The sequence below is a fragment of the Pseudomonas sp. 22082 genome (assembly GCF_052046055.1).
Classification (GTDB): domain Bacteria; phylum Pseudomonadota; class Gammaproteobacteria; order Pseudomonadales; family Pseudomonadaceae; genus Aquipseudomonas; species Aquipseudomonas pharyngis.
In genome coordinates, this window is sequence record NZ_JBQEQB010000020.1 from 58,191 (window position 1) to 82,768 (window position 24,578).

Annotated in this window: 18 protein-coding genes; 13 read left to right on the forward strand and 5 right to left on the reverse strand. The window is 63.8% G+C overall.

Annotated elements, in window-relative coordinates; genetic code table 11:
* Positions 1–14 precede the first annotated feature (14 nt).
* Both ACTJK9_RS21790 and ycaC read left to right on the forward strand, forming a co-directional pair.
* A complete protein-coding gene (locus tag ACTJK9_RS21790; RefSeq protein ID WP_163974546.1) occupies positions 15–1,853 on the forward strand; it encodes an amidohydrolase in 1,839 nt (612 codons plus the stop codon).
* A 69-nt stretch (positions 1,854–1,922) separates the two neighbouring features.
* Positions 1,923–2,549, forward strand: a complete 627-nt coding sequence (ycaC, locus tag ACTJK9_RS21795; RefSeq protein ID WP_085612768.1) for an isochorismate family cysteine hydrolase YcaC — start codon at positions 1,923–1,925, stop codon at positions 2,547–2,549.
* A gap of 59 nt (positions 2,550–2,608) precedes the next feature.
* On the opposite strand, the gene ACTJK9_RS21800 is transcribed toward ycaC, so the two are convergent.
* Positions 2,609–4,036 carry a mechanosensitive ion channel domain-containing protein gene (locus ACTJK9_RS21800; protein WP_221399305.1) on the reverse strand — a complete coding sequence of 476 codons (1,428 nt, stop codon included), beginning with the start codon at positions 4,034–4,036 and terminating at the stop codon, positions 2,609–2,611.
* Between the two features lie 63 nt (positions 4,037–4,099).
* Positions 4,100–5,116 carry an alpha/beta hydrolase gene (locus ACTJK9_RS21805; RefSeq protein ID WP_440816129.1) on the reverse strand — a complete coding sequence of 339 codons (1,017 nt, stop codon included), beginning with the start codon at positions 5,114–5,116 and terminating at the stop codon, positions 4,100–4,102.
* Between the two features lie 162 nt (positions 5,117–5,278).
* On the opposite strand from ACTJK9_RS21805, the gene ACTJK9_RS21810 reads away from it, so the two are divergent.
* Complete coding sequence (locus ACTJK9_RS21810; protein ID WP_064595133.1) at positions 5,279–6,178, forward strand: LysR family transcriptional regulator; 900 nt, start codon at positions 5,279–5,281, stop codon at positions 6,176–6,178.
* 103 nt (positions 6,179–6,281) lie between these two features.
* Here ACTJK9_RS21810 and ACTJK9_RS21815 read toward each other — a convergent pair whose 3' ends face one another.
* The 3 genes from ACTJK9_RS21815 to gspG form a co-directional block, all read right to left on the reverse strand.
* Entirely contained in the window at positions 6,282–6,827 is a 546-nt protein-coding gene (locus ACTJK9_RS21815) for a hypothetical protein (RefSeq protein WP_440816132.1), read from the reverse strand.
* A gap of 79 nt (positions 6,828–6,906) precedes the next feature.
* On the reverse strand, positions 6,907–8,094 hold the full coding sequence (locus tag ACTJK9_RS21820; RefSeq protein WP_007956102.1) for a type II secretion system F family protein: 1,188 nt from the start codon (positions 8,092–8,094) through the stop codon (positions 6,907–6,909).
* Positions 8,095–8,108: 14 nt separating this feature from the next.
* A complete protein-coding gene (gene gspG / locus ACTJK9_RS21825; protein ID WP_007956107.1) occupies positions 8,109–8,537 on the reverse strand; it encodes a type II secretion system major pseudopilin GspG in 429 nt (142 codons plus the stop codon).
* 203 nt (positions 8,538–8,740) lie between these two features.
* Between gspG and ACTJK9_RS21830 the strand changes: the two genes are divergently transcribed.
* From ACTJK9_RS21830 to ACTJK9_RS21875, 10 genes are all read left to right on the forward strand, one after another.
* Positions 8,741–9,352, forward strand: coding sequence for a lytic transglycosylase domain-containing protein (locus tag ACTJK9_RS21830; RefSeq protein ID WP_085613420.1), 612 nt, complete (start codon positions 8,741–8,743; stop codon positions 9,350–9,352).
* A 217-nt stretch (positions 9,353–9,569) separates the two neighbouring features.
* Positions 9,570–15,404 carry a manganese-oxidizing multicopper oxidase MnxG gene (gene mnxG / locus ACTJK9_RS21835; RefSeq protein WP_440816136.1) on the forward strand — a complete coding sequence of 1,945 codons (5,835 nt, stop codon included), beginning with the start codon at positions 9,570–9,572 and terminating at the stop codon, positions 15,402–15,404.
* A 75-nt stretch (positions 15,405–15,479) separates the two neighbouring features.
* Positions 15,480–17,402, forward strand: coding sequence for a beta-propeller fold lactonase family protein (locus ACTJK9_RS21840; RefSeq protein WP_440816138.1), 1,923 nt, complete (start codon positions 15,480–15,482; stop codon positions 17,400–17,402).
* A 13-nt stretch (positions 17,403–17,415) separates the two neighbouring features.
* A complete protein-coding gene (locus tag ACTJK9_RS21845) occupies positions 17,416–18,066 on the forward strand; it encodes an SCO family protein (RefSeq protein WP_085613423.1) in 651 nt (216 codons plus the stop codon).
* On the forward strand, positions 18,063–18,689 hold the full coding sequence (locus ACTJK9_RS21850) for an SCO family protein (RefSeq protein WP_440816141.1): 627 nt from the start codon (positions 18,063–18,065) through the stop codon (positions 18,687–18,689). Before ACTJK9_RS21845 ends, ACTJK9_RS21850 begins: the two co-directional genes overlap by 4 nt.
* Before the next feature lie 9 nt (positions 18,690–18,698).
* Positions 18,699–20,249 carry an ABC transporter substrate-binding protein gene (locus tag ACTJK9_RS21855; protein ID WP_440816144.1) on the forward strand — a complete coding sequence of 517 codons (1,551 nt, stop codon included), beginning with the start codon at positions 18,699–18,701 and terminating at the stop codon, positions 20,247–20,249.
* Between the two features lie 15 nt (positions 20,250–20,264).
* The gene (locus tag ACTJK9_RS21860; protein WP_440816147.1) at positions 20,265–21,218 is read left to right on the forward strand and encodes a peptidylprolyl isomerase; all 954 of its coding nucleotides are present in this window, start codon (positions 20,265–20,267) and stop codon (positions 21,216–21,218) included.
* 236 nt (positions 21,219–21,454) lie between these two features.
* Positions 21,455–21,988 carry a response regulator gene (locus ACTJK9_RS21865; protein WP_440816149.1) on the forward strand — a complete coding sequence of 178 codons (534 nt, stop codon included), beginning with the start codon at positions 21,455–21,457 and terminating at the stop codon, positions 21,986–21,988.
* An 83-nt stretch (positions 21,989–22,071) separates the two neighbouring features.
* Positions 22,072–23,793, forward strand: a complete 1,722-nt coding sequence (locus ACTJK9_RS21870; RefSeq protein WP_085613427.1) for a GspE/PulE family protein — start codon at positions 22,072–22,074, stop codon at positions 23,791–23,793.
* On the forward strand, positions 23,774–24,577 hold the full coding sequence (locus ACTJK9_RS21875) for a hypothetical protein (RefSeq protein WP_440816152.1): 804 nt from the start codon (positions 23,774–23,776) through the stop codon (positions 24,575–24,577). The genes ACTJK9_RS21870 and ACTJK9_RS21875 overlap by 20 nt, the downstream gene beginning before the upstream one ends.
* Position 24,578: the final 1 nt, after the last annotated feature.

Sequence of the window (24,578 nt, forward strand, 5' to 3'; positions counted from 1 at the left end):
TCGAAGGAACTGCGATGAACGCCGATCTGATTCTGTTCAATGGCCAATTTCATACGGTAGACCGCGAAAAACCCCTCGCCAGTGCCGTGGCGATCAAGGACGGTCGTTTCGTCGCCGTCGGTAACGATGCCGAGGCGATGGCCCTCAAGGGCGCCGGCACTCAAGTGGTCGACCTCAAGGGCCGCTGCGTGATTCCCGGCCTCAACGACTCGCACTTGCACCTGATCCGTGGTGGCTTGAACTACAACCTCGAACTGCGCTGGGAAGGTGTGCCGTCGCTGGCCGATGCGCTGCGCATGCTCAAGGATCAGGCCGACCGCACGCCAACGCCGCAATGGGTGCGCGTGGTCGGTGGCTGGAACGAATTCCAGTTCGCCGAAAAACGCATGCCGACCCTCGAAGAAATCAACCAGGCCGCACCGGACACCCCGGTGTTCATCCTGCACCTGTATGACCGTGCGTTGCTCAACCGCGCCGCGTTGCGCGTGGCCGGCTACACCCGCGACACGCCGAACCCGCCGGGCGGCGAGATCGTGCGCGATGCCAACGGCAACCCGACCGGCATGCTGGTGGCGCGGCCGAACGCGATGATTCTGTACTCGACGCTGGCCAAGGGGCCGAAGCTGCCGCTGGAATATCAGGTCAACTCGACCCGCCAGTTCATGCGCGAACTCAATCGCCTCGGCCTGACCAGCGCCATCGATGCCGGCGGCGGTTTCCAGAACTACCCGGACGATTATCAGGTGATCGAACAACTGGCCAAAGACGACCAGCTGACCGTGCGCATCGCCTACAACCTGTTCACCCAGAAGCCGAAAGAAGAGCTGACCGACTTCCAGAACTGGACCGGCAGCGTCAAGTTGCATCAGGGTGATGACTTCCTGCGTCACAACGGCGCCGGCGAGATGCTGGTGTTTTCGGCAGCCGACTTCGAAGACTTCCTCGAACCGCGCCCGGACCTGCCGCAGACCATGGAACAGGAACTGGAGCCGGTGGTGCGCCACCTGGTCGAACAGCGCTGGCCGTTCCGTCTGCACGCCACTTACAACGAATCGATCAGCCGCATGCTCGACGTGTTCGAGAAGGTCAACCGCGACATTCCGTTCAACGGTCTGCCGTGGTTCTTCGATCACGCTGAAACCATCACCCCGCAGAACATCGAGCGGGTGAAAGCGCTGGGCGGCGGCATCGCGATTCAGGATCGCATGGCGTTCCAGGGCGAATACTTCGTTGACCGTTACGGCAAACAAGCCGCCGAAGCCACGCCGCCGATCAAACGCATGCTCGCCGAAGGCGTGCCGGTCGGCGCGGGCACCGATGCCACCCGCGTGTCGAGCTACAACCCGTGGACTTCGCTGTACTGGATGGTCAGCGGTCGCACCGTTGGCGGTCTGGCGCTGTACGAAGAAGGGTTGCCACGCAGCACCGCGCTGGAACTGTTCACCCATGGCAGTGCCTGGTTCTCGTCCGAACAGGGCAAGAAGGGCCAGATCAAGGTCGGGCAACTGGCGGACCTGGCAGCGCTGAGCGCGGACTTCTTCAGTGTCGAGGAAGAAGCGATCAAGTGGATCGAGTCGGTCATGACCGTGGTTGGCGGCAAGATTGTGTACGCCGCTGGCGACTTCGAAGACCTCGGCCCACGTTCACTGCCGGTGCTGCCGGACTGGTCGCCGGTGGTGAAAGTCCCTGGCCACTGGCGCCCGAACTCGCCATTGCAGGCCCAGGTGCACCAGTGCAGCGGCCCGTGCGCGGTGCATACCCACAGCCATGAAAAAGCACGGATGTCGAATGCGCCGGTCAGCGATTTCGCCGGTTTCTGGGGCGCGTTCGGCTGCTCCTGCTTCGCGTTCTGATCCTTTTGAAAAAGCGCCGCTCTGTGTGAGTGGCGCTCCCCGCAACAACCATCCATCGAGGAGTTTCACATGAGCAACGTTCCTTACAGCCGCCTGAACAAAGACGATGCCGTTGTGCTGTTGGTCGACCACCAGACCGGTCTGATCTCGCTGGTACAGGATTTCTCGCCGAACGAGTTCAAGAACAACGTGCTGGCACTGGGCGACATCGCCAAGTTTTTCAACCTGCCAACCATCCTCACCACCAGCTTCGATTCCGGCCCGAACGGCCCGATCGTGCCTGAGCTGAAAGAGCAATTCCCGGACGCGCCGTTCATTGCCCGTCCTGGCCAGATCAACGCCTGGGACAACGAAGATTTCGTCAAGGCCATCAAGGCTACCGGCCGCAAGCAACTGATCATCGCCGGTGTGGTGACTGACGTCTGCGTGGCGTTCCCGACCCTGTCGGCCATTGCCGAAGGTTTTGAAGTGTTCGTGGTCACCGACGCTTCCGGCACCTTCAACACCACCGTGCAACAAGCAGCGTGGGCGCGCATGTCGGCTGCCGGTGCACACCTGCTGAACTGGTTCGCTGTGGCTTGTGAGCTGCAAGTCGACTGGCGCAATGACATGGAAGGCCTGGCGAATCTGCTGTCGCAGCGTCTGCCTAACTACCGCAACCTGATCAACAGCTATACCAAGTTCACTGCCAAGTAATTGGTAGAAAGAGAGATGCCCGCTGAAGAGCGGGCATTTTTTCGTCTGTAGCAAAGGGCTCAGCGCTTCTGCAACCACCCCAAAAACCCACCCTTGCGAACCGGCACAGGCTTGGCCATCAACGCCAACCGACTGTTCTGCTGCCGTACCGCCTGCAACTTGTTCAACGCGCGACCCACTTCGCTGCGCTGCTCCATGCACTGGCGGGTCAGGTTCTTGTCGAGGCGATAAATGATCGAAGACGTCAGCGCGGTAAACGTCGCCTGCGAAGGCGTGTCGGCCAGAATGCTCTGTTCGCCCATGACCTCGCTCGGCCCCATGCGCCCGGCCTCGGTGAAGCCGTTGCCGTCCGGCACGCTGGCGCTGACCACGCCGGTGGCGATCACGAACAGGCTGTCCGGGACTTCCTCCAGATTGAGCACTACCTGCCCGGCGCTGTACTGCTGCGCGACCATCGATTCGGCGAGGCGATCGCGTTCCTCATGGCTCAGCGAGCGGAAGATTTTCACTTCATCGAGCAACGCGCGAGCGCGGGTCGAAGGTTCGATCACGCCATCCGGGTGCCGCGAGATGCCGGCGGCTTCGAGGTGGCGGTGGGCGAGGTCGAACAATTGATTGCGCACGTCGCTTTTCTTGCCCAGTTCGGCGATGAAACCGCTGGCCACGTATTCCGACATTTCTTCGCCGGCCTCTTTCAGTACGGCTTTCGGCGCAGGCGACAGCAACAGGCTGCTGCTGCCTTGCAGCGTGCGGTCGAGGGCGTCGAGCACCCGGCGCGGGCGGATGTGGTTCGGCACCTTGATGCTGATCGACACGCCGTGCAGGTTGTTCGGCCGGCTGAGGTTGACGATCTTGGCCTTGGCCGCCACCGAGTTCGGCACCACGGCCAGAGTGCCGCTGCTGGACAGCAGGTGCGTGGCGCGCCAGTTGATGTCGAGCACCTTGCCCTCGACGCCGTCGATGACCACCAGATCATCCACCTGATACGGCTTGGTGGTGTTGAGCACGATGCCGGAAAACACGTCGGCCAAGGTGCTTTGCAGCGCGAGACCGATGACGATCGCCACCACGCCGGAGGTCGCAAGCAGGCCTTTGACCGGCAGATCCAGCACATAACCGGCCGCCGCGACGATGGCCGCCAGAAACACCAGCGCACCGATCACGTCCTGCAACAGCCGGCCGCTGTGGCCGATGCGACGCATCAGGATCAGGCCGATAACTTCGGTCAGCACCCGCGCGGCGTACAGCCACCAGAGAATCCCCAGCGCTGTCGCCCCGAGTTGCGCTACCGGGTCATCGGCAAACAACGGTGCCTGCAACGGGCTGACGCCGGCGTTGATGGCCAGCGCGCTGAATGCCAGAAACAGCACCAGCCGCACACCGACCCGCGGGGCACGGTGTTTGAACGGCGCCAGATGCCAGAGCAAGGCGTCGAGCGCCAGCAGCAGGGCGCTCCAGGACAGCAGATGGGCAGAAAAAAGGCTCATGAGTCGAACTCCGGCGGGCACAAAAGAAAAAGCCACACCCGAAGGTGTGGCGAGGGGTTGCACTCAGTTCAGATGGGTCTTGAGTTCTGCCGCTGCCTGGCGCACGGCGGCTTTGACTTCAGGAATCCCGTTCAGCGGGTTGAGCAGACCGAAGTCATGAATCATCCCGTTGTAACGCACCGAGGTCACCGGCACGCCGGCCGCGTCGAGGTGGCGGGCGTAGCCTTCGCCTTCGTCACGCAGCACGTCGAACTCGGCGGTCTGCACCAGCGCGGCGGGCAGGCCCTTGAGCTGTTCGGTGCTGGCGTTGAGCGGCGAGGCATGGATCTGTGCACGCTCGGCCGGGTTGGTGGTGTAGTTGTCCCAGAACCACTGCATCATGCCCTTGGTCAGGAAGTGGCCCTCGGCGAATTGCTGGTACGAGCCGTTATCGAACCCGGCGTTGGTCACCGGCCACATCAGCAACTGGAAGCGCAGGGCCGGGGTCTTCTGTTCCTTGGCCATCAACGCCACGACCGCAGCCATGTTGCCGCCGACGCTGTTGCCGGCCACCGCCAGACGCTTGCCGTCGACACCGATTTGCTTGCCGTGCTCGGCCACCCATTTGGTTGCCGCGTAAGCCTGATTGATCGCAGTCGGGTACTGCGCTTCCGGCGACGGCGTGTAGTCGACATACACCGCGACCGCGCCAGAACCCACCACCAGATCACGAATCAGGCGTTGGTGCGTCGGGAAGTCGCCCAGCACCCAGCCGCCACCGTGGAAGAACATGAACACCGGCAACTCGCCTTTGACCTTGGCCGGACGCACCACTTTCAGATTGATCGTCTGGCCGTCGACCTTGATCGCCTTGTCGCTGACTTCAACGCCGGACAGATCAACCTTCACCGAAGCCTGGGCGCCGGTCAGCACCGCACGGGCGTCTTTCGGGCTCAATTGCTCGAGCGGTTTGCCACCGCCGGCGGCGAGGGCGTCGAGGAAGGCCTGGGTGGTGTGTTCGACGCCAGTGCTTTCGGCGGCGAAGGCGTTGCCGATGGACAGGGCGAGGAGGGAAGCGGCGAGGGTTTTCTTGATGTTCATGTGCAATTCCTTTTTAAGTCGTTTGAGTTTTTGTATGCCTTGGGATCGGGCTGCTGTGGCGCTGGGCTTCAGGCCTCAGCAACACCGTGAGCACAGATTAATGAGGTGCCGGAAAGTGAAAAAGCGGCTATAAAGCGTTTAACTGTCAACCAGAGAGTGACAATGAACCCGTTCGAAGACATGCGTATTTTTTGCCAGGTGATGGACTCCGGCAGCTTCACGGCGGCGGCCGATCAGTTGGGCCTGTCCAAGCAGTTCGTCAGCCGTCGCCTGATGCAACTGGAAGAGCGCCTCGGCGTACGATTGCTCAACCGCTCGACCCGGCGTCTGGACGTGACGCCGCTGGGCCAGAGCTATTACGAATCGGCGCTGCGTTTGCTTGGCGAAGTGGAATCGGTGGAGCAGGGCATCGCCGGGCAGACCGCCGAGCCGCGCGGGGCGATTCGCGTGAGTGCACCGCTGTCGTTTGCGCTGGCCCATCTGGGCTGTTTGCTGCCGCCGTTTCTGCAGCGTTATCGCGAGGTCACGGTTGAGGTGGACCTGAGTGATCGGCCGGTGGATCTGCTCGGTGAGGGTTACGACCTGGCGCTGCGCATCGGTGTGCTGGAAGACTCGACCCTGATCGCCCGACGCATCGCGTCAATCGAGCGGGTGTACTGCGCCAGTCCTGGGTATCTGGCCGAGCGCGGTACGCCGGTCAAACCGGAAGATCTGCTTGGCCACGACTGCCTGCCTTACGGTCACGGGCGTTCGGTGCAGTGGCGGTTCAACGCGGGGCAGGGCAAGCCGCTGCTGGTGAATGTCACCGGGCGGATGCGCGTCAACAACGGTGAGTTGCTGCGGGATGCGGCGGTGGCGGGGATGGGGATTACCTATCTGCCGACGTTCATCGTTGGCGCGGCGCTGAAGGACGGACGGCTGGTGCCGGTATTGGATGAGTTTCGGCCGGAGCCGCTCACGTTGTCGGCGGTGTACCCGCAGCATCGCCAGGCGTCGCGGCCGGTGCAGGCGTTGATCGAGTTTTTGCGCGAGCGACTGGATCAGACAAAAGGCGTTTTGTAGGCGCTACAAAACATTGTGGGAGCGGGCTTGCTCGCGAAAGCGGTGGATCAGTCAATACAGGAGNCAAGCCCGCTCCCACAGGGGTAGGGCATTTCAAAGTGATTTAGTTGGCGCGCTTGTCATCGCCAGGCTCGCCACCGACGTGTACGCCGCGATCATCACCGATTTCACCGGCACGATGTACGCCATGGTCGTCGCCGATTTCGCCAGCGCGGTGTACACCGTGGTCATCCCCGATCTCTCCGGACCGATGCACACCATGGTCGTCGCCGGGTTCAGAATGCGTGCCGCTGCGACCGGATGACGCCGTGTTGCCGGAATGGCCCGAGCCGTGGTCACTGCCGCTGTGGCCACTGTTGCCACCGCCGCCACTGCCACTGTTGCCGCCACTGCCGCTGCCGCCGTGACCACCACCATTGCCACCGCTGCCACCATTACCGCCACCACCGCCTCCGCTACCGCCCCCTCCATTACCGCCGCCACCCCCACCGTTACCACCGCCGCCGCCCCCGCCGCTTCCGCCACCACCACTTCCCCCATCCTTGGCCAGAACAGTCGACACCCCGGACAGGCTGTCCGGAATCAGTACGGTAGACGCAGACAGGACGGCGCCGATGGCCATTGCGAGCACGAGCTTTTGAATGTGCATATCGTTCTCCGACTTTGTTGTCTTGATTGGGAACGTGGATGTGCCTTGTTTTTGCGTGTGATCCGACCCGTTCCCGAGGTCAGTGGATACTCGAAGCCAGTTCGAAGATCGGGATGTACATCAGGATTACGATCACCCCGATCAACAGGCCGATGAAGGTCATGAGCAGCGGTTCGAACAACCGCACGAACCACTCGATCCAGCGGCTGATTTCCTCGTCGTAGAAATCGGCGCTGCGTTCCATCATTTGCCCCAGGTTGCCGGACTGCTCGCCAGCGCGCAGCAGGCGCAGGGACACGGGCGTCACAAGACGGTTGAGCTCAAGGGCAGTGGACAATGACTGCCCCTCGCGCACCCGCTCGCAGGCCTGGTCCAGCCGCGCTCGCGAGGCCACGGTGAGCAGGCCGCGCACCATGCCCATGGCGGTCACCAGCGGAATCCCGCCTTGCAGCAGAATCCCCAGCGACCGGTAAAACCGCGCCAGCTCGTACATGAAAATTCGCTGATGCACGGCGGGCAGTTTCTCCACCAGCCGATCCAGCCCACGGCGAAACGCCGGTTGTTTCTGCAGCACGGCGAGGGCGATGACGATCGTCGCCAACAGGCCGAAAAACTCGCCCTGATGGGCGTGTAGAAACATGCCGCTGCTCATCAGAATCTGCGACAGCCACGGCAGGTTCGAGCCCAGTCCTTCGAACACCAGGCTGAAGCGCGGCACCACGTAGCCCATCAAAAACAGCACCACACCACCGCCGACCACCAGCAACAGCAGCGGGTAGATCGACGCGCTGACGATCTTCTGCCGCACCTCGTCCATGCGCTGGCGATAGCTCACGTAACGGCCCAGCGCATCGCCGACCGCGCCGGTCTTCTCGCTGGACTGTACCAACGCCACGTACAAGGGCGGGAACACCGCCGACAACTGGCCCAGTGCCTGGGAGAAGGATTTGCCCTCGTACAGCAGCCGCACCAGCTCGCTCAAGGTTTTGCGGGCGGCGGGGGCGGTTTCTTTTTCGGCCAGGCTTTCCAGCGCATCGATCAGCGGCAGGCCGGCATTGAGCAGGGTGGTCAGCTCCTGGCTGAACAGCACCAGGTTGAAGGTCTCACGCTTGCTCAGGCGCAACGAACGCCAGTGGCGCTCGGCGTGCAGGCTGACCACGCGCAAGCCCTGATCCTCGGCGATGCGCCGTGCTTCGCTCTGGCCGGGCGCCTCGACGCTCAGCGACACCACCCCGGCCTTGCCCACTGCTTTGAGTTGAAATCGCATGCCGTGTGCTCCGCTTATTGCCAGTTGGTGACTTCGGCATTTTCGCCTTCGCCGCCGGGCTGGCCGTCCTTGCCCATCGAGAGCAGGTCGTACTCGCTGTTTTCGCCGGGATAGCGGTAGGTGTAATTACGCCCCCACGGATCCTGCGGCAGTTTTTTCTGCAAGTACGGGCCGGTCCATTTGGCTTCGTCGCTCGGTGCGGTCACCAGCGCCTGCAAGCCCTGTTCGGTGGACGGGTAGTGGCCGACCTCCAGCCGGTACAGATCCAGCGCCTTGCTCAGGCCTTCGATCTGCGCCTTGGCAACCTTCACCTCGGAGCGCCCCAGCTGGGCGAAATATTTGGGCGCGACGATCCCGGCCAACAGGCCGAGCACCACCAGCACCACGAGCAATTCGAGCAGGGTGAAACCGCGTTGGGCACGCGGACGAAAATGCAGCTTCATGATGACCTCCCGTGAGTGGCAGCCGTGTCGCCGAAAGGGCTTATGCAATTGCCATGCTCAGCCCCCGATAAATTCGGCTGTCGGGCTGGAGCCCTTGTATTACGGGCTTTTCAAGAGTCGGCACAGTGCTTGCGTACGGCTGATCAACGACGGGTCAGTGGGGCATTTCCCCCAATTTTTCGGGGCCTGTCAGGGGAGGCCCAATGATCCATTCATTCACTGCAGGACTGCTCGGCTGCGTGCTGTCGGTCGGTGCCGCGCAAGCCGATGTCTTCGTTTCCATGGACGCCAAGGGCAGCTACGTGCTGTCGAACGTCCACCGTCCCGGACGCACTTACGAGCGGGTGATCCGCGAAGCCGATGCGCCACTGGTCAGCCTTGACCGGCAACCGCAATTGATCGCCAACCAGCCCTACGCCGAGCTGGTGTCAGCGGCGGCCAGCGCCAATCACCTGCCCGAAGCCTTGCTGCACGCGGTGATCAAGTCCGAATCCAACTACAACCCCGGCGCCACCTCGCCCAAGGGCGCCGGCGGACTGATGCAATTGATGCCCGACACCGCCCGCGAGCTGGGGGTGAAAGACGTCTACGACCCCAAGGCCAACATCCAGGGCGGGGCCAAATACCTCAAGCGCCTGATGACCCTGTTCGACAACGACATCGCCCTGGCCGTGGCGGCTTACAACGCCGGGCCGGACGCGGTGCTCAGCCGCGGCCGGGTGATTCCGCCGTTCGCCGAAACCCAGCGCTATGTCCCAAGCGTGCTGCGTCAGTACCGGCGCCTGCAGGGGCTGGCGGTGGATGCACCGTTGTAAAGCCTTTTTTTCTAAATCCAGCCCCGGCTTTCCCCACTATCGGGGCAAACCCAAGGGGCCCGGAAAAGTGGGGAAACGGGTGGGGAATATCCCCCGCATTCTCAAGTGACCTGTGTAACTGATTGAGATGGAAGGCAATTTTTTGTGGCATGCGGATTGCTCTCAGGGCTTTAACGAGAATCGTTCCCTGTGAGCACCCACTACGAGGTTTCCGATCATGGTTGGCATTCACCACGCTCCGCCCCTGTTGAACTGGCTGCTGTTGCTGGTCTCGATGCTCAGTGTCGAACTGGCCAGCGCCGCCGTGCGCTGCGAGCGCAATCTGGTGGCCAATGTGGTCGCCTTCGATCAACCGCTGATGTTCAACCGCCTCGGTGCGCAGAATGCCAACGGCATGATGTACGCCCTGCGCCGCGATGTGGTCGATGACCATGACGTCTCGCTGGCCTATGGCGGCAGCGCGGTGCCGGGCAAGGTCTCGCTGCGTGCGGACAAGCGTCCACGGCCGTTGGTGCTGCGGGTCGCCGCCGGTGATTGCCTGACGATCAACCTGCAGAACCTGCTCGATTATCAGGCCAACCCGAACAAGCATTTCGAAGGGCCTGAAGGCGAGGAGGGCACCGTGAACCCCGGTGGCGCCGATGCCTTCAAGGTCGACGAGCAGGTCGCCGACCGCCATGTCGGTTTCCAGGTCAACGGCCTGCAAGCGGTGAACAGCATCGATGACATTTCTTCCTACACCGGGCGCAACGCCAACACCCTGGTGCCGCCGGGCGCGAGCCGCTCGTACGTGCTGTACGCCGAGCGCGAAGGGGCGTTTGCCGTCAGCAGCCGTGGCGCGACATTCGGTGGGGAAGGCGCGGCCGGCAACACTGCCAATGGCCTGTTCGGCCAAGTCGTGGTGGTGCCGAAGTCGGGACGCACCTATCGCAACACCCTCACCGAAGAAGAAATGCGTCTGGCCACCACCGGCCGCACACCGGCCGGTCACCCCATCGTCGATTACCAGGCCCGCTACCCGCAGCGCGAACCGTGGTTGCGTGAAGGCAAGGCCGGCACGCCGATCATCAGCATGGTCGACGGCAACGAAATCATCTCCAGCGAAAGCGACGCGATCGTCATGGGCAGCAATGCCGATGGCAGTTTTGCGCCCAGCACCTATCCGCTGGAATCGGTGGGCAAACGCAACCCGGCGATCCCCAACCGCCTCGAGCCGTTTCGCGATTTCGCTTCGCAGTTCCAGGACGAAACCGCCGCCACCCAGGCATTCCCCGCTTACTGGGCTGACCCGGTCATGGCCCATGTGCTGGAGCCGACCCGCGACTCGTTCATGATCAACTACGGTTCCGGCGGCATGGGCGCCGAAGTGGTCGCCAACCGCCTCGGCGTGGGGCCGATGCACGATTGCCTGTCGTGCGCCTACGAAGAATTCTTCCTCAGCTCGCACACCGTCGGTGACGTGGCGATGCTGGTGGACGTGCCGGCCAACACCGGGCTTGAGAGCATCGCCCCTGGCCAGACACCGAGCGCCGATCAGGTTGGCGTCAAGGCCACCATGGCCCTGTATCCGTCGGAGCCGTCGAACGTCAACCACAGCTACATCGGTGACTTCGTCAAATTCCGTAACACCCACAATGGCCACGAACAGCACATCTTCCACCTGCACGGCCATCAGTGGCTGTTCAACCCCAACGACGACAACTCCGATTACGTCGACGCTCAAGGCATCGGTCCGGGCGCCGGCTATACCTACGAAATTGCCAACGGCGGCTCCGGCAACCGCAACCGGGTGGCCGGCGATGCGATCTATCACTGCCACTTCTACCCGCATTTCGCCCAGGGCATGTGGTCGATGTGGCGGGTGCACGATGTATTCGAGGAAGGCACCCGGCTGGAAGTCTCGCAACAGGGCGCCGATGGTTATCACAGCGAACCTTATGCCCTGCGCAGCGGTAAACCGGCCGCCGGTGCCCGCGCCTTGCCGGATGGTGAGATCATCGCCGGCACGCCGATTCCTGCCGTGGTGCCGCTGCCCGGCAAAGCCATGGCCCCGATGCCGGGCAAAGTGGTGGTGGTGCCGAAAATCGGCGAAACCCTGGTCGCCGGTAACGATGACGACGATGAGGAAGACGAGGGCGATGACGACGGCGAACACCACGGCGGTAACGGTGGTTCGCAAGCCATTGGCTCGCTGGCACTGGTCGATCGCAGCGAAGCCAACCGCAACGCCGACGGCAGCCTGAAAAACCCAGGCTATCCGTTCTGGATCGGCGGCATGGAAAGTTCGGTCGGCCAACGTCCGCCCACTCCACCGCTGGACATGCTCGACGCCGCCACCGCGCAATCGTTGAAAGCCAGCGGCAAAGCGCTGTGGGCCAACCTCGATCCGAATCAGTCCGGCGGCTGGGACGGCGGCTTGCAGCGTCACACCCTCGACGGGGTGTCGGCCGGAGGCGAGGCGCACACCGTCACCACCTCGCTGGACTTCTCCAAGGAAGTCACCCGCGCCAAACCGATTTACCTGCCCGAAGAGGGCACTGAAGTGGAACAGGCCGCGATGGCGTTCCACGCGAAAAAGGATCACCCAAGCTTTGCCTTGCTGCCCGGCAACCAGATCGTGGCCAAGGCCTTCCGCACCAACGGCGCCTTGCCGATGGCCGGCGCGCCGTACTACGAACCGTGCATGGACGACCGGCAAAAACGCCTGACCAGCAGCGCCGGCACCGGTGAATTCGCCAGTGGCGATCGGCTGGACGGTATGTCCTTCGTTGGCGCCTCGACCTTCACCGCCGACCGGCCACGGATCTACAAGGCCGCCAACATCCAGTTCGATGCGGTCTACAACAAAGTCGGCTATCACTTCCCGCAAGCGCGGATTCTGGCGCTGTGGGAAGACGCCTGGCCGGTGATCACCAAGCAGCGGCCGCCAGAGCCGCTGGTGATGCGCATGAACACCTTCGACTGCGTGCAATACCAGCAGACCAACCTGGTGCCTGCCACCTACGAGATGGATGACTATCAGGTCCGCACGCCGACCGACGTGATCGGCCAGCACATTCACCTGCCGAAATGGGACCTGACGGCCGCCGACGGTTCCTCCAACGGCTGGAACTACGAGGACGGCGTGCTCTCCCCAGGCGCTGTTCAGGAACGCATTCACGCGATCCGCGAATTCAACCAGTGCGAGAGCAGCGACCCGCGCGACGGCACCCAGGCGTGCCCGAAAGCCAAGGCGCATCCGTTCTTCGGCCAGTTCGGGCGCAGTGACTGGATGGGCGCGCGCACGGCCATGCAGCGCTGGTTCGTCGACCCGGTGGTCAACGCCAAGGGCGTGGATCGTGGGCTCGGCACCATCTTCACCCACGACCACCTAGGCCCATCGACTCACCAGCAGATCGGACTGTATGCCACGGTGCTGGCGGAACCGGCCGGTTCCACCTGGTTCCACGCCGAAACCGGCGAGCCTCTATACAGCGGCGCGCGCCAGGACGGCGGGCCGACCTCGTGGCAGGCGGTGATCAACACCGGCGACCTCGACGGCGACGGCAAGAACGACAGCTTCCGTGAGTTCTTCCTCGAATACAGCGACTTCCAGCACGCCTATGAAGCCGGTGTGTACGTGGGCGCCGGCCCCAACGGTGTGCCTAACGCGCAAGCGTTCCCGGCCACCGCCGACAGCTTCCGCTACGCGATCAACCCGCCGGTGCGCAACAACGCCAGCACCCTGCTCGAGGGCGTGCTGGAAGTGCAGGGCGGTCAGGTGCCGGGCTGCCCGAGCCGGCCTTGCCCGCAAGCGATCTCCGTGGATGATCCGGGCATGTTCGTCGTCAACTATCGCAACGAGCCGCTGGCCCTGCGGGTCTACGATCCGAACAAGGTCGGCCCGGACGGCAAGCGCGGCATGCAGGCCGACGGCCTCGGCGGCGATCTGGCCTATGCCATGCAAAGCCGTACCGACCGGGCGATCCCGGCGATGAACCTGGCACCGAACCTGGTGACGGCTGCCACCGGCCCGACCGGCGGCACCACGCTGTTCCCGCCGCACATCAACAAGGGCGGCAGCGAGCCGGGCGATCCGTTCACCCCGATGCTGCGCACCTACACCGGCGACAACGTGCGTCTGCGGGTGCATGCCGGCGGCCACGAGGAAGAGCACAACGTCACCCTGCACGGCGTGAAGTGGCTGCAGAGCGGTTCCGGTTTCGGCAACAGCTCCAACTCTGGCTGGCGCGCCTCGCAGATGATCGGCATCTCCGAACAGATGGGCTTCATCGCACCGGTGTCGATGCTCTCCAGCTCTGCGGCGACCACCGGTGACTATCTCTACTCGATGGACGCTTCGATCGAAGGCTACTGGAGCGGGATCTGGGGCGTGATGCGCAACTACACGGCCAAACGCAATGACCTGTTCGCCATCCCCAACAACCCGAGTCCGGCGGGCATGCGCAACACCGTGGCGTTCGAAGGCAGCTGCCCACGGATCAGCGCCAACCCCAACGGCATCGGCACCCGGCCGACGGTGCAGCGCAACTATGAAGTGGTGGCGGCGCTGGCCAACGACATCCTCGGCAATTCGCTGGGCCTGAGCATCGGCGATTCGGCCGGGCTCGGTCAGCATGTCGGCGGGCCGCTGAATCCGGCGGGCGGCACCCTGGTGCTGAACTCGCGCACGGTGAGCATCCCGCAGGTCACGGTGACCGATCCGGAGGACGGCGAGACCATCACCATCGGTGGCCAGAGCGGGCCGCTGCATGATCCGACGGCGATCCTGTACGTGCGCAAATCCGACCTCGATCCGGTCAGCGGCAAGCTCAAACCCGGCATTCCGGTCGAACCGCTGGTGCTGCGCGCAGCGGCCGGGGACTGCATCAATATCACCCTGGAAAACCGGCTGCCGAGCGTAATGCCGGACCTGACCCAGACCGCGGTGATGCAAGGCATCGTCAAGCGCGACCGCAACAGTGGCCTGGGCTCGACCACTTTCAGCAACAACCTGATGCGGCCGTCCAGCCATGTGGGTCTGCACGCGCAACTGCTGGCCTATGACATCACCAAATCCGACGGTGCCAACGTCGGCGCCAACCCGGTCCAGACCGTCCCGCCGCGGGTGGGCAGCAGCGGCGCCTACCCGACCCGGACCTATCAGTACTACGCCGGGCACCTGGAGCGTGAAGGCAAACCGGTCACGCAACTGGGCCGCAGTGTCGACAACATCAACGCCACGGCCGTGGAGTTCGGTGGCCTGAACATCACCCCGGCGGATGTGATCAAGCAACCGCAAAAAGGCCTGGGTGGTGCGATGAGCATCCTGCCGATCGGCGCGACCTGGGTCGACGATGCGCGCAAGGTCAACGCCACGGTCACCGCACCGGGGCAGACGACTTACCGCGACTTCGCGATGGTGTGGCACAAGGCGCTGAACACCCGCTGGGCCAATGGCCGGCCGGTCGAAGGCATCGCAGCCGAGGGCTTCGGTGTGCCGACCGATCCGCAGGACAACTCGAGCATGGCGATCAACTACAGGACCGAACCGCTGTGGTATCGCTTCGGCCTCGCCCCGGATGCGCCGTTCGGTCATGCCGATGGCGCGGGTTACGGCGACATGACCAACGCGCACATGGCCTATAGCAATGCGCTGGTGGGGGGCGATCCGCAGACGCCGGTGCTGTATGCCAAACCCGGTCAGCCGTTGCGCACGCACATCCTGATGCCGAGCGGCGGTAGTCGCGGCACGACGTTCCAGCTCGACGGACACGTCTGGTCGCTCAACCCGTTCCAGGCCGAGAAGAGCGACACCGGCGGCTACCCAATGGGCACGCCGGGCGTGGGTTCGGTGCGCTTCGGTTACAACCCGATGTCGATGTACATCGGCGCTCACGAAAGCATCCTGCCGGCGGCGCACTTCAGCTTCATGATCCCGAGCGCCGGGGGCAGCAACGCGATACCGGGGGACTACCTGTTCCGCGATTACGCCGCCTATGGCAACACCTCGGGGCTGTGGGGATTGCTGCGGGTGACCAATGAGCCGGAGCCGGCGCCGCCTGCTCAGTAGGTGCCAATGCGCGACCTGTGGGAACCGGTGAACCCGCTCCCACAGGTGGGGACAGGATTTGTAGGGGAGAGCGACATGAACAGGATCATCAACATCATCGGCGTCTGCCTGTTGGCGATGGCCGGCGCGCTGCTCACGTTGAGCGAGATTGCCCTGGCGCAAACCGGCGCAGGCCAGGTGCTGACCCGCGACGGCGTGTCGATCGCCTTCGATCTGAAGCCGCTGGCCAGCGACGGTCAGTTGCGTGAGGGCGAGTTCGCCGACGTGCAGTTTCGCGTCACCGATGGCGCGTCCGGCCAGCCATTGTCCGGTGTGGCGCCGGGGGCGTGGATCGATCCGCAAGCCGTCGCCGCCGACCAGGCCCAGGGCCGTGACCAGAGCTGCAAGTCGCGGGTCGGTACGTTCCTCAAATCCAACATCGGCGCGCGGCCGCTGCTCGACCTCAACAGCTATTTCCTGCTGGTGATGAACCGCGATGCCAGCGTTTCGGTGGTCGATCCTTCCGTGTCGGTGGGTGGCATCACCAGCACCCTGGCGCGGATCGAACTCAAGCAATCGCCGATGGACTGGGTTACGCCCAAGGACAACAAAAAGGTCTTCGTGTCGATGCCGACGGCGGGGGAAGTGGCGGTGATCGACAGCGAGCAATTCAAGGTCATCGACTCGGTGGCCGCCGGCAGCCAACCGGTGCGGGTCGCGCTGCAACCGGACGAGCGTCTGCTGTGGGTCGGCAACAACGCGAGCAAGGCTGAAGAGTCCGGGGTCACCGTGATCGACACCCAGAGCCTCAAACCGCTGAAACACCTGGCGACCGGTCGCGGCCACCACGAAATCACGTTCAGCAAGGACAGCCGTTTCGCCTTCGTCAGCAACCGCGACGACGGCACCCTCAGCGTCATCGACGTCGCCAGCCTGAGCCTGGTGCAACAGGTCAAGACCGGTGCCAGCCCATTGTCTGTGGCGTACTCGCCGCTGTCCGGCGCGGTGTACGTGGCCGATGGCAAGGACGGCACTGTCACCGTGATCGACAGCAACAGCCGCGCCGTACGCCGGGTGATCAAGCTGCAACAGGGCCTCGGCCCGATGGGCTTCAGCGCCGACGGCCGTTTTGGCGTGGTGCTGAACACAGTGGAAAACCGCGCCACCGTGATCGATGCGGCCAACGATTCGGCGATCCATGACCTGGAGGTTTCAGCCGAACCCTATCAAGTGGTGTTCACCCAGGCGTATGCCTACGTGCGCGGACTGGCCTCGCCGAAAGTCACCATGATCAACCTGTCTTCGCTGGGCGAAGGGCGTCAGCCGATTACTCAGGGTTTCGAAGCCGGGCCGCAGCCGCCACGGCTGGCCGGGGATCTGCCGCTGGCGTCAAGCCTCGCCGTATCGCGCGATGACAACGCGGTGTTCGTGGTCAACCCGGTGGACAACACCACCTATTTCTACGCCGAAGGCATGAACGCGCCGATGTCCGGTTACCCCAATCGGGGGCAAATCGCCCGCGCCGCGCTGGTGATCGACCGCAGCCTGCGCGAAGTCTCGCCGGGGCTCTATAGCACCCGGGTCAAGCTGCCGGCGGCGGGGCGTTTCGACGTGGCGTTCCTGCTCAACCAGCCGAACATCATTCATTGCTTCAGCGCCCAGGTGGCGTCCGACGGCGCGCCTGAAAAACATGTGGGGGCGCCCAAAGTCGAGTTCCTGCTGGACAAGACCGCCGTGGCCCTCAACGACCCCTACGTGGTGCGCTTTCGCATCGTCCAGGGCAAACAGAAAATCCAGCGCAGCGGCGTGACCGACGTGCAGTTGCGCTACTTCCTCGCCCCGACTTCCCGGCCCCGCGAAGTGGCCGCACGGGAAGTCGCCGACGGCGTGTACGAAGCGCCGGTGACCCTCGACCGCAGCGGCGCCTGGTACCTGCACGTGCGCGCGGCCTCGCTGGGCGCGGGTTTCGACGACAAGACATTTGCCAGTGTCCGGGTGCTGCCCGGCCAGACTCAGTGACGAGGAAAAGACCATGAACCGATTTGCATCCCGTGGCCTGCTGACCCTGTGCCTGTTGGCCGTCGGTATCCAGCAGGCCAGCGCCCACTCGGCGGACGAGCATGCCGGGCACACCGCACCGGCCGCCAACAGCCAGGAGCACGCCCAGGTCAAATTCGCCGACGTACCGCTGCTCGACCAGAACGGCAAAACCGTGCACCTGGAACAGGATCTGGTGCACAACAAAATCGTGGTCATGAGTTTCATCTACACCAGTTGCACGACGGTGTGCCCGGTGGTCTCGTCGATCATGGGCAAGGTGCAGAAACAGCTCGGTGCCCGGGTCGGCACCGAAGTGCAGCTGGTGTCGATCAGCATCGACCCGCAGCGCGACGACCCGAAACGTCTGCAGGACTACGCCCGCACCTTCCAGAAAGGCCCGGGCTGGAGCTGGCTCACCGGTTCGCCGCAATCGATCAGCGCCACGCTCAAGGGTCTGGGCAGTTTCAGCGGCGACTTCAAGAATCATCAGCCGCTGATCCTCGTCGGTGACGGCAACAGTCGCCACTGGACGCGCTACTACGGCTTCACCGACCCGGCATTGCTGGCCAAAGAAGTCGAGAAACTCAGCGGCCTGCGCACCCACGCCAAACACACCGCGATTGCCATGGAGCAACAACCATGAGAACCCTGGACTGGCTCACCCTGACGGTGTGTTTCTGGATTTTCAGCGCCATGGCTTTGGCCCACGAAGGCCATGAACAACCGGCACCGGCAACGGCAAGCGCTGTGGCCGCACCGGCGAAAGGCACCCACGACGCGAAAACCTGGTTCACCGACACCCCGTTGCTCGACCAGCACGGCGACGTCCAGCGTTTCTACAGCGATGCGCTGCACAACCGCGTGGTGCTGCTCAACGTGATTTTCACCAGCTGCAATGACGCCTGCCCGCTGATCACTCGCAAGCTCAAGGAAGTCCGCGAGCTGCTGGGCGACAAGGCCGACGGCATCACCTTCATTTCCCTTACCAGTGATCCGCTGCGCGACACGCCGGCGGTGCTCAAGGCTTACACCTTGAAGCAGGGCGCCGATGACCCTCACTGGCTTTTCCTTACCGGCGACAAGGCGCAGATGGACCTGGTGCTGGGCCGCATCGGCCAGATCGTGCCGACGCCCGAGCAGCACTCGACCCAGTTGATCGTCGGCGATGTGGCCAACAAACGCTGGAGCAAAATCCGTCCCGACGCCCCGGCCGCCGCCATTGCCCAGCGCTTGCAACTGCTGACAATGCCTGTGGCCGGCCGCTGAGTCCGCGCCATGAACCTCGGCCGCGTCCTCGCCCTGATCCTGCTCGCTGGCGTCAGCCTCGGCGCGGCGGCGTTGCCGCTGACCGATGAAGAAAGCGCCGGCAAGCGCCTGTACCGCGAAGGCTTGTCCGCCAGCGGCGAGCCGATCATGGCGCGGGTCGGCGCGGCGGATGTGTTGCTGCCGGCCACCAGCCTGCCGTGTGCCAACTGCCACGGTGCCGACGGCCTCGGCCGGCCCGAAGGCGGGGTGCGCCCGCCGGAACTGAACTGGTCGCGGCTGACCAGCATCCACGGTCAGCAACAGGTCAACGGCCGCAACTACCCGGCCTACACCGACAGCAGTCTGGCGCGGGTGATCCAGCAGGGCCGCGACCCTGGCAACAATCGCCTTGACCCGAGCATGCCGCGTTTCCTGCTGTCGATGAAGGATCAGCGCAACCTCACGGCGTACCTCAAACGCCTGGCCGATGACCGCGATCCGGGGCTCGATGACCAGACCTTGCACCTGGGCACCTTGCTGCCCAGCCAAGGGCCGCTGGCCGAGGAGGGCGCCACCATCGCGGCGGTGCTCAACGGCAGCGTCGCGCGGATCAATCAGGCCGGTGGCATTCACGGCCGGCAGTTGCGCCTGACCGTGGCCGATCCCGGTCCGGATCGCGCCAGCGCCGAACAGGCCCTGCAACGGTTGATCGAGGAAGAGCAAGTTTTCGCCCTGATCGCGCCGTTGGCCCCGGCGCTGGACAGCGAGCTGGCGCCGCGTCTGGAGCAGTCCGGTGTGCCGCTGATCGGGGCCCTGTCGTTGCTCGGTCCGGTGCAGGCCAGCCCGCAGATTTTCGAACCGTTGCCGGGCCTGCGTGAGCAACTGATCGCACTGGCCGACTACGCCACCGCCAGTCTGCGAGTGCTGCAAGGGCCGACGCTGATTGCCTATCCCGATGACCCGGCCCAGATGCTGGCGGCGCAGACCCTTGGCCGCTATCTGCAGGAGCACGGCTGGGAAAAGGTCCATCTGCAGGCCTATGACCCGGCGGCGGACAGCTTGCCGCTGGGCTCACGCTCGGTGTTCTACCTGGGCAACGGCGGTGGTTTCAGCCGGCTGGCGGCCGGGTTGCAGAATGCCGGGCAGGTACCGTACCTGTTTGCTGCGTCGAGCCAGGTGGCGGGGGATTTGTTGCAGGTGCCGGAGGGGTTTTCCCGGCGGGTGTTTCTGGCTTATCCGTTCGTGCCCAGCGACTGGACCCAGGCCGGGCGCATGGCCCTGACGCTGTTGCGCGAGCATCAGGGCCTCGGCGCCCAGCACGCGGTGCTGCAAGTCGGCGCCTACGCCTCGATGCTGTTGTTCAGCGAAGGCATGAAGCAGGCCGGCCGCGACGCCAGCCGCGAAAAACTGGTGGCGGCCCTCGAAGGCCTGCACGACTTCGACACCGGCCTGACCCCGCGCCTGAGCTTCGGCCCCGGCCGACGATTGGGCCTGAGCGGGGCGCACGTGGTCACCGTTGACTTGCCCGACCAGCGGTTTTATCTGGTCGCTCCCTACAAACCGATTATTGCCACGCCCTGACCGGAGGCCCTGATCATGAAGCTCATAACCCTGTGTTGGCTGCTGACAGGCTGGTTGTCGGTGGGAATGGCGAACAATGAACCGGTGGCCGCCCGGGTCAACGGCGAGGCGATTTCCGAGTTTCGCCTGGAACGCTTTTTCGCCGAGTACCTGGAGGATCAGGGCCGCGCCGTGGCGAGCATCCGCTATCCCAAGGCCTATAAACAACTGCGTCAGGCCGCGCTGGACACGCTGATCGACAAGGAACTGCTCTGGCAGGAATCGCGCAAGCGCGGGGTGAAAATCGATGAGCAAGCCGTGCGTGAACAGGTCGAACAGACCCGCACCGCCATCGGCGGCACCGACAAATTCCTCCAGCGTTTGCAGGACGCCGGTTTCGACGAGGCTTCGTTCACCGAGTACACCCACCGTGAACTGGCGGCGCAGCGGATGTTTGCCGAGCTGACTAAAGTCCAGGCCCCGGACGAGCAAACGGTGCGGGCGTTTTTTGAGGAGCACCGCGCTGAAATGGGCGCGCCGGAGCAAGTGCAGGCCCGGCACATTCTGATCAAGGTTGCCGGTGATGCCGATGCCGCCACGGTTGAAGCGGCGCGACTACGCTTGATGCAGATGCGTGCGGCTATCGCAGGGGGGCAAACCTTTGCTAGCGTCGCGCAATCGGGATCGGAAGATGTCACCGCCAGCCAGGGCGGGGACCTGGGGTATTTCGCCCGTGGGCAGATGGTGCCGGCGTTTGAAGCGGCGGCGTTTGCTCTCAAGCCTGGTGAAGTCAGCGAGGCGGTGCGCACACCGTTCGGCTGGCATTTGATTTTTGTCGAGAACCACAGGGAGGCGGCCGATGTCCCAGAGGAGCAAGGGCTGGAAACAGTCAGGGCGTACCTCGCCCGACAGCAACAGACCCAGGCTCGTCGTCAGGTGCTCGCGCAGTTACGGGCAGAGAACAGGATCGAACGAATTGACGACGACTGAAGGTTCCCCCCCAATAGTGGGGAATGGCTTCGATGCCCATTCAGGTGCTTCCCCGTTTCTGGGGAACGGGGTACCGGGACGAGCGGGCATTTCCATTCAATTCAAGGACATGAAGACAAAAAATTACCGGCATTCAGCCTGGCATGAAGTGTGCGTTACCTCTTGTGAGGCGCACTCCAGCAGGTTCGGGACATTGAATTTCAATTGCCGGCACTTGAGGTTTCAGGGAGTCCACCTTGGTTAACAAAGTACTGGTTGTCGAAGACGAACAGCTGCTTGCACAGAACCTTCAGGATTATCTGTCGGCGCAAGGGCTCGAAGTCCGGATTGCACATGACGGCGCAGAGGGAATCGGCCTGGCCGAGACTTTCGCCCCCGACGTGCTGGTGTTCGATTACCGCTTGCCCGATATGGAAGGGTTCGAGGTGCTCGACGCGGTCCGCCAGAACAGGGCGTGTCATTTCGTGCTGATAACGGGTCACCCGACCGCTGAAGTCTGTGAGCGGGCGCGGCAACTGGGAGTCAGTCACATCCTGTTCAAACCGTTTCCCTTGGCGGAACTGGCCCGAGCTGTCTGCGACCTTCTGGGGATCCAGCGCGAAGCGAAACCCGGTGCGAGCCCATCCGAAGGCTTTGTCGAACGACGCCAGAGCAGGACCGAGAGCTTCCCGTTGCAGTTGTACGATGGCAGTTGGGTGCTGGCAGACCGCCGACGAAACCGGTCGGAGGCCATGGCACCGGACGACGATCAAATGCTCACCGGGGAGTAATGGCGCGATAGACGTTCCGGCACTCGCCGAACTCGCCTCCCGCGCCGTCAGGGCCTCAAGCCCCGGGTGTTGGAGAGCAAGCCATGGATCGTCTGTCCGTTGTCGTCGAACCGCTGTCGGTCAATCCTCCGCTGGAGGCCCAGACCCCGCCACGCTTTTCCAGTGAGCAACTGGCCCAGGCCCGGGCACGGGCCAGCACTTCCGGGGAACGGGTGCTCGATGCGCTGGCCGTGCTCTGTGAGCTGGCGCCGATGCCGTTCATTGCCAGCCTCGGCGCCACCCTGCATTACCCGGTGCTCGACACCGACACGCTGTTTCTGGCGACCCCGGTGTTCGACCGGGTCACTCTCGCGCAATGCCTCAAACGTGAATTCATCCTGCTGCGCCATAACGACGAAGTCATCGGCGTGTTCGCCGACCCCTTCGACACCGCGCGCCTGGCCTGGATCGACGAATGCCTGCACGGCGCGCCGCTGTATCTGGTGCACGCCGATGACCTCAAGGCCTATCTGGCCCGCCACGAAGAAAGCTTCCACGCGGTCGAATCGCTCAATGCTCAGGCTGACGCCGGCAGCGAGACCGACACCCTGCAAAGCCTGTCGCTGACCAGCATCAGCGAAGACTCGAGCGTGGTGGTGAAACTGGTCAACTCGACCCTGTACGACGCGCTGAAAATGCACGCCAGCGACATCCACCTCGGCACCACCGGCCAGGGCCTGGTGATCAAGTACCGGATCGACGGCGTGCTGAACAACATCGGCAAGATCCAGGGCAGCGAGTTCGCCGAACAGGTGATCTCGCGGGTCAAGGTCATGGCCGAACTGGACATCGGCGAAAAACGCGTGCCCCAGGACGGTCGCTTCAAGATCGGCATCAGCGGCCGGCAGATCGACTTCCGCGTTTCGATCATGCCAAGCATCTTCGGCGAAGACGCGGTGCTGCGGGTGCTGGACAAACAGGACCTGGCCGACAAGGTCTGCGGCGTGCAACTGCAAGCGCTGGGCTTTGAAGACGAAACCCTGCGCCAACTGCGTCGCCTCGCCGCCGAACCCTACGGCATGGTGCTGGTGACCGGCCCCACCGGCAGCGGCAAGACCACCACGCTGTACGCGATGATCACCGAGATCAACCACGGCGTGGACAAGATCATCACCATCGAAGACCCGGTGGAATATCAGCTGCCCGGCGTGCTGCAGATCCCGGTCAACGAGAAAAAGGGCCTGACCTTCGCCCGTGGCCTGCGCTCGATCCTGCGTCACGACCCGGACAAGATCATGGTCGGCGAGATCCGCGACCCGGACACCGCACAGATCGCCGTGCAATCGGCGCTCACCGGTCACCTGGTGTTCACCACCATTCACGCCAACAACGTGTTCGACGTGATCGGCCGTTTTACCCAAATGGAAATCGACCCCTACAGCCTGGTCTCGGCGCTCAACGCGATTCTCGCCCAGCGCCTGATCCGGCTGGTGTGCAGCAGTTGCAGCACGCCGGTCAACCCGAGCGATGAAGAGCTGCGCGCTTCGGGCCTCGATCCACAGAAAGTCGATCACTACCACTTCGTCCACGGCAAGGGCTGCGGCCACTGCCGGGGCAGCGGTTATCGCGGCCGCACGGCGATTGCCGAGCTGCTGCACCTGGACGACGAACTGCGCCAGATGATCGTCGAGCGCCAACCCATCACCCAGATCAAAGCCCTGGCCTGCGCCCGTGGTTTGCGCCTGTTGCGCGAATCGGCGCTGGAGCTGGTGGAGCACGGTCGGACCACGCTGGAGGAGATCAATCGTGTCACTTTTATCGCGTGATCAATTTATCGCCGTGCTCGGCGCCAGCGGTGTCGGCCTCGGCCAGCGCCGGGGCAGCGACACCCTGTGGCTGGGCAGCGTCGGTTACATCGACGAAGGCTTTCAGAGCTATGCGGTGGCGCTGGACACCCTCGACCGTCTGCTCGGCGAACATACCCGTGCCGGTGCCGAGCTGAGCGTGGTGATCTCCGGCCACTTCAGCCGCTTCTGTCTGGTGCCGTGGAGCGAGCAGATCAGCAGCCCTGACGAACTGCGCGGCTTCGCCCAACTGTGCTTCGAAGACCTGTTCGGCGCCCCGACCCAACCGTGGAGCCTGGTGCTGTCCGCCGAGCCTGCCGGGCATGACCGCATCGCCAGTGCCTTGCCGCAGGATTTGCTGGAACGCCTGCGCACGCTGGTCAACGGCCGTGGCCTTCGCCTGCGCTCGGTGCAGCCGTACCTGATGACCGCGTTCAACCGTTTCGACAAAAGCCTCGACGCCGGCGACTTCCTGTTCATCGTCGCCGAGCCGCAACGCAGCGTGTTGCTGCTGGCAAGGGAAGGGCGCTGGTCGTCGGTGCGTTCGGTGGGCGGCAGCGACAGCGACGCGGCACTCAGCGCGTTGATCGGTCGCGAACGGCAACTGCAAGCCTCCACCAGCGAACGCGCCTTCAACGTTTATCTGCACGCTCCGGCGCGCCTCGATGCGCAACCGGAGGTGGCGGGGGTGCAGTTGCGCACCCTCGAAGACAACTCGATGACCGTGCGTGACGCCTTGTACGTCATGTCCCGGGCGGTGGCCTGAC